The sequence below is a fragment of the Wolbachia endosymbiont of Drosophila baimaii genome (genome assembly GCF_028982185.1).
In the GTDB taxonomy this organism is placed as follows: Bacteria; Pseudomonadota; Alphaproteobacteria; order Rickettsiales; family Anaplasmataceae; genus Wolbachia; species Wolbachia pipientis.
The window spans coordinates 1-8,549 of the sequence record NZ_JAPQLE010000113.1 but is presented as its reverse complement, the minus strand read 5'-3'; the positions used below and the strand labels follow the sequence as shown (position 1 = coordinate 8,549).

Sequence of the window (8,549 nt, the reverse complement as noted above, 5' to 3'; positions counted from 1 at the left end):
TATAGCTAAAGTGACTTAGGTTCTCTAATTGCACATAAGTCAACAATAATTTTCACACAAATCAAAACAGCATATCTTCTCCATAATCCTTGGTAATTTTATATAAGTTAAAAGTAGCATATGGTTCTCTCCGCGGTCTGAGATGACAATAAATTTGTCAAGCCGCATTATACTTGTTAGGCGGAAGTGGACGGCAACATGTTTACCACGAAGTCTAACTAAGTTCTTGCTTGTCCCTTCCATCGGCATTGCTATCTTTATTTTCAATAAAATTATTGTCCTATGCTCTTTTGATGTTTATTGATAATAAAATTCTGTTTTATGAACCAACATCCTATGCATAATTACAGCTAATTTTCTTGCTACTGCTACAATTGCTTTTTTCATTCCTTTTTTCTTCGCAACCCCAGTTTTTTAATTTAAATGTCCTCTTGGTAACTGTAAGCATTGTTTGTGCAGCTTCATATAACATACTTCTACATTCCGCTGGTCCCATCTTTGATATGCTGCCATGCCGATCAACTTTTCCAGAAGAATATTGCCTTGGTGTCAACCCTATATACCCCAGTTGCGGATTAGCCAACGAAGTAAAGCTTAGAAATGCAGCGGCTGCATGGAATATGAAACAAGCGTAGAAAAAATGTGTACCAAAAAATTTATCGGTGATCTATGGCGAGTATGCTCAATCTCAAATTTGTTTTTCAGAGAGCCAAAAACTGTCTCAATAATCGATCTTTTCTTAACAAAATCTTCTCATTTAGCGCCATTAATGAGTTTTTCATACCCTTTTTTATACTGGTTACAAGCTTTAACCCTCTATCGAATAATTCGTGAAAAAGATCTTTTTTGATATATCCTTTATCTCCAAACAATAATCCAGTCAATTTCTTAGTTAAATTTGGCACAGGTATCAACGTTGCCTTTTATCACCGTAACCCCTTGAATTTCGCCAGTTTCATTGATTACTAGATGTACCGAAAAACCACCCATAAGTAGTCTTTCCAATCTTTGCCAACCCTTTGAAAACTTTGTTTCTCGAGGTCCTTTTTGGATGGCAAACAGCGATAGATGTTGCATCTATGTACGAAATCCCTGTCACTTTTGACTGTTCGCAAAACCATTGCATTAAGAGCGCTAAATACCATAAAACCCGCGATTTTAGCCTGATAAACCTACTATAGGATGGCAATTTTGGAAACGCTGATTTGTATAATAATTTCAAATAATACACATAGAAAATTTTAAAATTGTCGCACTTGGATTGGTGATATAGCAATATTATGGTAAAAATCTCTGAATGCGTAATCTCTGGCGTCCTGGTTGGTTTTTTGCCACTTGGTAGAAGTTTTTCTGCAAAATTTTCATCGACTGTATTGCAAAAATCATCGACTATACAAAAGATTTCTGTTACTTTTTCTTTCATTGGTAACCTCCTATTTTAGGAATGAATATCAAATACCTCGGAGTTTACCCTATTTCCTTACCTTTTCTATTTTTTCTAATTTACAACTGGGGTTAGCAGTGCTGTGAGAATGGTTGAAAGCGCAAAAGAAAACCTCTCGGAAGTTAAAAATATACTGGTCGATGCAGGTTATACAGGAGAAAATTTTGCAACTCAAATAAAAACGATTATTGGAGCAACTGTAGAAGTAATAAAACGAAGTGAATTACATTCCTTTGCTGTATTGCCACAAAGATGGGTTGTAGAGCGATCTTTCGCTTGGTTAGAAAAATGCAGACGATTGTGGAAAAATTGCGAGCGAAAACTTAACACTAGCCTACAAATGGTCGTTCTTTTCTTCATTTCTCTTCTATTGAGAAGATTTTAAACAGGTTCTAAATCTTTATTTTAAAAATGTCATATTGACCACCGGTACCTGAAAATACTATTCCAATTGATCAGAGCTATCCATTTCCTTAATTTTTGTAACGTTGTCATAGGAGTACTATAACTTTAGTATCAACTATGTTTTATTGTTTTTGCATCTAAAAAAATTTAGCTTATTCAAGCAGCATTTTGCCTTTTTTTGGATGTAGGGATTTTTTAGGAATTGTCTTCTTGAATTCTATGGTATTTTGTTTAACATTGAAACAAGATTCCAGTGTCAGCTACTTGCATGACATTGTTGGTTAATGTTTTATGGCTTTACGATAGCTATACAACTTATCTTAAAAGCAATATAGTGTTTACTATACAATGAATCAAAGATAGTAAGTAAAGTCTATGGAATTTCAAATCGCTACACATTTTCAACCGGCTGGGGATCAACCACAGGCAATCGATAGCTTAATTGCAGGGCTAAATAGTAATAAAAGAGATCAGGTTTTGCTTGGAGTTACTGGTTCTGGGAAAACTTTTACTATGGCAAATGTTATTGCAAGAACAAATAGGCCTGCATTAATTATGGCACACAATAAAACTTTAGCAGCACAGCTTTATGAGGAAATGAAAGGATTGTTTCCCCATAATGCTGTTGAATACTTCATTTCTTATTATGATTATTATCAACCTGAAGCCTATTTACCACAAACTGATACTTATATCGAAAAAGATTCTGCAATTAACGAAAGAATTGAGATGCTGCGTTATTCCACCGTCTGCTCCCTTTTGGAGCGCAGGGATACGATCGTAGTTGCCAGTGTTTCCTGCATATACGGTCTTGGTTCGCCTGAGAGCTACCGCAGCATGATCATACCGCTTAGTGTTGGAAATAAAATTCGTATTAATGATTTCCTGAGCAACTTAACTGATCTTCAATACAAGCGCTCTGATGCCAGGTTTGAGAGAGGATATTTCAGAGTGCGCGGCGATATTGTTGATATATTTCCTTCCCATTATGAAAATAAAGCTTGGCGTTTATCGTTATTTGGCGATGAAATAGAAGAAATTTCTGAAGTTGATGCTATAACGGGCAATGTTACCAAAGGCGTAAATAAAATCACCATTTTTCCAAATAGCTATTACATAACCCCGCGTGAGGCTTTGTTGCGGGCAATTGAACTAGTCAAAAAAGAGCTGCATGAACGCTTGGATTATTACTACTCGCAAAACAAGATTGTTGAAGCAAAGCGCCTCGAGCAACGCACTAATTTTGATATCGAAATGATGAGAACAACAGGAATATGTAAAGGTATTGAAAATTATTCGCGTTATCTCTATGGAATGGAAGCTGGGGATCCACCACCTACTTTGTTTGAATATTTACCCAAAGACGTAATTTTATTTGTTGATGAGAGTCATGTCACCGTTCCTCAGGTTGGTGCGATGTACAGTGGTAATGAGGCGCGTAAAAAGAAATTGATCGACTATGGCTTCAGGCTCCCTTCCGCTTTTGATAATCGTCCATTAAAATTTGAAGAGTGGGAGGGAGTTAGGCCGCAGACTGTTTACATTTCAGCCACTCCAGGAAAGTATGAGTTGGCAAAGACCAATAATGTATTTATAGAGCAAGTTATCCGTCCAACAGGGCTTACAGACCCAATCTGCATTGTAAAACCAATAGAGAGTCAAATTGATGATGTAATTCATGAGGCACAAGTGACGATCAGGAAGGGATTTTGTGTTTTAATCACTACATTGACGAAAAAGATGGCTGAAAATTTAGCTGAATATATGAGTGAATTGAATATGAGAGTGAGTTATTTGCATTCTGATATTGCTGCGCTGGAGAGAATAGAAATTATATACAAATTGAGATCTAAAGAAATCGATGTTTTAGTAGGTGTTAACTTACTGAGGGAAGGTCTTGATATTCCAGAGTGTGGGTTGGTTGCAATTTTGGATGCTGATAAAGAAGGATTTTTGCGATCGGAAACTTCATTAATTCAAACGATCGGTCGTGCTGCGCGTAATGCTGAAGGTAGAGTAATTTTGTATGCAGATAAAATCACTGGTTCTCTGGACCGTGCATTAAGAGAGACCGAAAGAAGAAGAAAAAAACAAGAAGAACATAATATATTGCACAATATTATCCCGAAGACTATAATAAAACCTATATCAAACACCTTACAGGAGAAGGCAATAGCAGAACCGAAAGTAAATACTAATAAGGATGATTTGAGAAAGCAAATGATAGAGCATGCTGAAAATTTAGAATTTGAAGAAGCAGCAAGAATAAAAAAATTATTGTAAGGTTAAATAACACATGATGTAATGTGCATATTATAAAAATGTAAATAATTTTATTGATATCTTTATATTAATACTTTTTAAACATTTAGTACGGTGCAATATCTGCAATGGATGAGAAAAATTAACACCAGCGCCTTTAGGGTCAGAGACTTTGGCCCTAACCCTAATAAAACGCTTAGGTGGCTGAGAGCAGTGGATTAGATCAATTGCTTCTAAATTTTTTTATGGGAGAGTGCTGCTCGGCCTTAGTGGCATACAGGTCTGTGGATATTGTCAATTCTTCCATTCCCACACTCAATTCTAGAGCACGTTTTGGCGATCCTCCTCTAGTATTCTCACAATCCATAGACTCATAACCACTTGTTGTTGCCTCAGCTTTAGAGCTTACGTTTTCAGCATCAGTTACGAACCCGGAAGAGTAACCGCTGTCTTTATTATCTTCGGACTTCATCTTTTCAGCTTTTGACGTACCTTTAGCAGGCCATTGCTCTTTCCTAAACGACTCTACTTCCGAACCATCATAATCACGGTTAATCCAGTATCCACCTTCGTCTTTTGTAATTGAAATATATTCTAATACGCTTTCATCGGGATAACAGGTTTTAATTGCTTTTTTAGGGGATAACCCATGTTCTTGCACCTGAAAATTTACCCATTTGTCCTTTTCAGATTTCACTGCCTTTTCGACGATGTTAATGTCGATATCTTTTATTTCTACTTTTCCCTCATGCTCCCGACTAAAAAGTTCTTTTAAGTTAAGTAAGGCACCACGACTTATATTAGCAACAACTGTTGTTTCTTGGTTTTTCTCACAATTAGAAAGAAATTGAAATGGAAACTCATTGAGATCATAGGCTTCTTCCTTATTGACACGATACTCTTCTTTCGTTTTATCTATTATCTCCTGTAAATATTCTTTTACGTCAACACCATCATCAATTAAACTAGCAATCTTCCCATTTTTTACAATAAAGTTAGTATGAGGAGGATCCAAAGCATAATTATTTAAGTTAAACCAATAAAGCAATGCTTTAAACAACTTTTCTTCTTCCTTTTCCTTAGTAACTTGCTGTTTTTCAGGTTCCTCATTAGAAACCTCAGGATTTAAGAATGTTGAATCATCCCATGCTATAGGAGAAGGAATCGATGATGATCTTTTCTGATCCGGAATATTATCCTCTGTTAGCATACCTTCACCAGCACCTAAAGATAGCTGTGATTGACCACCAGTGGATTGACTTGGATCTATTTCCCCCGGCACCAACTGAAACATCCTCCCTGTTTCTTCCTCTCTTTCTGATCCTTGCCTGGGAGGCCTCCCTACTGCACCCTGACTCCGACCCCGCTCGGGAAACTCCTGTGTCGGTGATGACAATTCAGTTAAGCCAGAACTTGGACCACCACTTGAAGAACCAGAATCCTTAGGTTTCGGAGGTGAATTACTATCATAACCACTATCTCTGTCTCTTTGGTTGGGCGGTGTTCTTAGTCCACTCGGTCCTGCATGCGTAGGAGAATTGAGTGGAGAAGTTACTGTTGAGGAGGATTGACTACCTCTTATCGAGTCACGTCTCCTAAAATTCTCAAGATCAACTGCAAATTCAAAACATTTGTTTTCTGTATTATATTTAATTGGAGACCGCATGATTATAGGAAGTAACTGAGCAATTCCTTTATTAGAGATAGCATAAACTGGGTTTTGGCAATTAGTAACATGTGGTTTTGCAGTTTTGCCTCTGATATCACTTACAAGTTTCTTATTATATACTGCATTAATTTTGTATGCATCCTTATGCTTTAAAGATTCAAGCTGACCATCATATGTTTTTGTTAAAGGTATAAGAACAAAACTATTGCCACTCCCTATTTCTCCTTCATCTACAAAAATATCATCCCCATAAGCATCAACGAATTTCTCCGTATGCTTAAAAATTAGGCTACTAAAAACGTCTTTAAAATTTTCAACTTTAGAACATTCCTCGCCTAGAGTTTCAAAATCAAGTGCTATCCGCCCTTTAACATATTCTGCTATACTCTTAACTACTTTATCACTCACATTTTTAATGTATAACATATCACCTCTATTGTCATAAAAGTCTGATCTCTTAAGTCCACACTCCCTTAATCTTGAGTTAAACTCTTTAATATACTCCCCTTTAAGCAATTCAAAAGTCTCTGAATCATATCTCCTCTTAAGGTATTCATCGCTAAAAGCAATACAGCATAGATAAGAAAAAGACTTACCTATTGCTCCTATTCTAAAAGTTTCTCCTATCCATTCATGCGCTTTTTCCTCCGTTATCCCTACTGCTTTTTGTAAACGTGCAATCAGTTTCAATATTACAGCCCTCCTAAACTCATTAACTAAATGAATCTTCAAGTTATGGATTACTTCACGATTTGCAGAATCTGCAAGCTTTACTTCCATTACACCTTTTATGTTACTTTTTTTCTTGTTAGGATTAGCACCTAAAACAAATGGAAAGTAATTTAAGTTATAATACCTACCTGCTACCTCTCTACTGGAATATTGCTGTTTTATTATTTCCTCTCCTATTCTATGTAGATATTCTGCTACGTCAGTGTCATCAGCAAATAACCCAACAATCTTCCTACCTTCCACAGTAAAATTAGTATTAATCCTTTCAGAAAAATAATTATTTAAGTTAAAAACATTAACCAACTCTTTTATATCCATAACTACCTCTATTAAAAATTGTTAAGAAACAACACTACTTGCTTTTTCCTTTATCTTTACTACTACCGGCACTAGTAGCACTGCCACTACTCAGTTGTGTATTAGGCTTGCTATTTGCACGTTCCCACTCTGCTCTGTTTTTCTCCTTGTTAGGACCAACCCACTCAACCTTGTCATGTGAAGGCCATATATTGCCACCACCATTATCATTATTACCATGCATATTATCCTCTAGTAAAAATATTATGTAACTAATATACTAAAAATAAAATTAAGTGCAAGCACTTTTTTATATTTTTTTTTTAAAATTTTTATTCACTCTTTTTTCATAAAACTCTAGTTTCTAGATTCCAGCGTCACGCGCTGGGATGACAAGAAAGAGGTACCAAAAAGAGACCTTTTCTTGTCGCCTTAGTAGCCATTCTAACATAGAATGTCATCCCAGTGCCCAGACACTGGGATCCAGTGTTCTTTATCACACAAGTAGCTAACACTAGCTATCTCAATAGTGTATTACCATTTCCTCTTGCTGCAGGTTCCTCAAGTACATCAGTAAATTTTGACTTAGGATTTTCTTTAGCATCACTTGCAACACTATGCTGACCAGCACTAGACTTTTCATTATCAGCAAATTCCTTTCTTTGAGCAACTTTTTCTCTAAGTTTAGCAAAAGGGTCATCTGTTTTATGCTCATCAGTAAACTTGGATTCTTTTCTACTAATACTGCTAGACTTATCAGCAGACGTGGTTCCTCTTCCATTAGCACTTTTACTTGGATTCCTGCCATAAAGAGTAGATGCTCCCATACTTTCAGAATTAAATATTATCCCACCCGTCCCAAGCTGCCCTGTAGGCTTCTGTGGACACACCTCTTTCTTCGGTCCCTCCGGCTTCGCTTTTTTCTCTTCTTCCACTTTTGGTTTTGTTTCTTTTACCTCGCGGGTCTCCTCCTTTATAACTTCTTTAGGCATTAGTTCTTTCATAGGTTTTGGTAAAAGATCAAGTTCTGGTTTGCTCAGAACAACCGGCCTTACAAATCCGGGTGAAACGTCAAAAAGGAAAACTGGCACTTTAGGTTTTTCTCTTTCATCCACTTTCATTTCTACGTTTTCGCAAACTTCTTTATTTTCTTCCTTTAATGATGTTTTTTCTGCTTTTTTATCTTCTTTTTCTGTAGATGCCTCTACCGCAGCCGCCAACTCAACTCCAAACATCTCTGCGAACATTGTAACAATCCATCCGACAACGGCCATTTGTAACCTGAGTTTAAGATCTTGCAATGCAGTTAATCTTTCTAACGCCCTTGCAAACTCTTCTTCTGATAACTCACCACTGCCTAATTTTTCCTGCAATTCTTTTATCTCTTTGTCCAACCTCTGATTGAAACTTAAATCGCGTGCAAAAATCTTCTTGATTAACTCCTTAAGCTTGTCACGCAAAAACTTCATTATCGCAGCAATCAGGTTCCTTTCTTTCTTCTCCTTGAGCATTTGGTAGATTTTCGGATCATCTACATCTACTTCAAAAAGGGTAAAGAGAGATTCAAAGAAATTCCAGAAATCTCCGAGTACTCTTCCTTTTTCACCAGTGAAGTAATTCTCATCATCACCTTCTCCGATATGTAGCTCTGCTTGAGATGATATTTCATCGACACAACTAGAAGCCTGACGCTCACACTCGAGCCTCCTGAGCAAATCTTGTCTGGTGAGCTCCTCTACG

The 8,549-nt window shown here is 36.7% G+C and carries 6 protein-coding genes and 2 pseudogenes; 2 read left to right on the top strand and 6 right to left on the bottom strand.

The window, feature by feature from the left end:
* Positions 1 to 334: 334 nt before the first annotated feature.
* Together OZD66_RS03815 and OZD66_RS03810 are read right to left on the bottom strand one after the other, a co-directional pair.
* Positions 335 to 583, bottom strand: coding sequence for an IS110 family transposase (locus tag OZD66_RS03815; protein ID WP_049749685.1), 249 nt, complete (start codon positions 581 to 583; stop codon positions 335 to 337).
* Positions 576 to 1,423: pseudogene (locus OZD66_RS03810) on the bottom strand (IS982 family transposase). The gene OZD66_RS03815 and the pseudogene OZD66_RS03810 overlap by 8 nt, the downstream one beginning before the upstream one ends.
* An 85-nt stretch (positions 1,424 to 1,508) precedes the next feature.
* Between OZD66_RS03810 and OZD66_RS03805 the strand changes: the two are divergent.
* Together OZD66_RS03805 and uvrB are read left to right on the top strand one after the other, a co-directional pair.
* Positions 1,509 to 1,829: pseudogene (locus OZD66_RS03805) on the top strand (transposase); the annotation flags it as partial.
* A gap of 395 nt (positions 1,830 to 2,224) precedes the next feature.
* Positions 2,225 to 4,132: an excinuclease ABC subunit UvrB gene (gene uvrB / locus OZD66_RS03800; protein WP_182367158.1), complete on the top strand. Its 1,908-nt coding sequence runs from the start codon at positions 2,225 to 2,227 to the stop codon at positions 4,130 to 4,132.
* Positions 4,133 to 4,334: 202 nt separating this feature from the next.
* On the opposite strand, the gene OZD66_RS03795 is transcribed toward uvrB, so the two are convergent.
* The 4 genes from OZD66_RS03795 to OZD66_RS03780 form a co-directional block, all read right to left on the bottom strand.
* The gene (locus OZD66_RS03795; protein WP_182367156.1) at positions 4,335 to 6,830 is read right to left on the bottom strand and encodes a hypothetical protein; all 2,496 of its coding nucleotides are present in this window, start codon (positions 6,828 to 6,830) and stop codon (positions 4,335 to 4,337) included.
* 34 nt (positions 6,831 to 6,864) lie between these two features.
* A complete protein-coding gene (locus OZD66_RS03790) occupies positions 6,865 to 7,053 on the bottom strand; it encodes a hypothetical protein (RefSeq protein ID WP_182367154.1) in 189 nt (62 codons plus the stop codon).
* A gap of 133 nt (positions 7,054 to 7,186) precedes the next feature.
* Complete coding sequence (locus OZD66_RS03785) at positions 7,187 to 7,324, bottom strand: hypothetical protein (protein WP_182319533.1); 138 nt, start codon at positions 7,322 to 7,324, stop codon at positions 7,187 to 7,189.
* A gap of 3 nt (positions 7,325 to 7,327) precedes the next feature.
* On the bottom strand, positions 7,328 to 8,549 hold a 1,222-nt coding region (locus OZD66_RS03780), incomplete at its 5' end, for a hypothetical protein (protein WP_275022260.1).

Coding starts and splice junctions, on each gene's coding strand:
- uvrB (WP_182367158.1), top strand. CDS start 2,225: ATGGAATTTCAAATCGCTACACATTTTCAACCGGCTGGGGATCAACCA.
- OZD66_RS03795 (WP_182367156.1), bottom strand. CDS start 6,830: ATGGATATAAAAGAGTTGGTTAATGTTTTTAACTTAAATAATTATTTT.
- OZD66_RS03790 (WP_182367154.1), bottom strand. CDS start 7,053: ATGCATGGTAATAATGATAATGGTGGTGGCAATATATGGCCTTCACAT.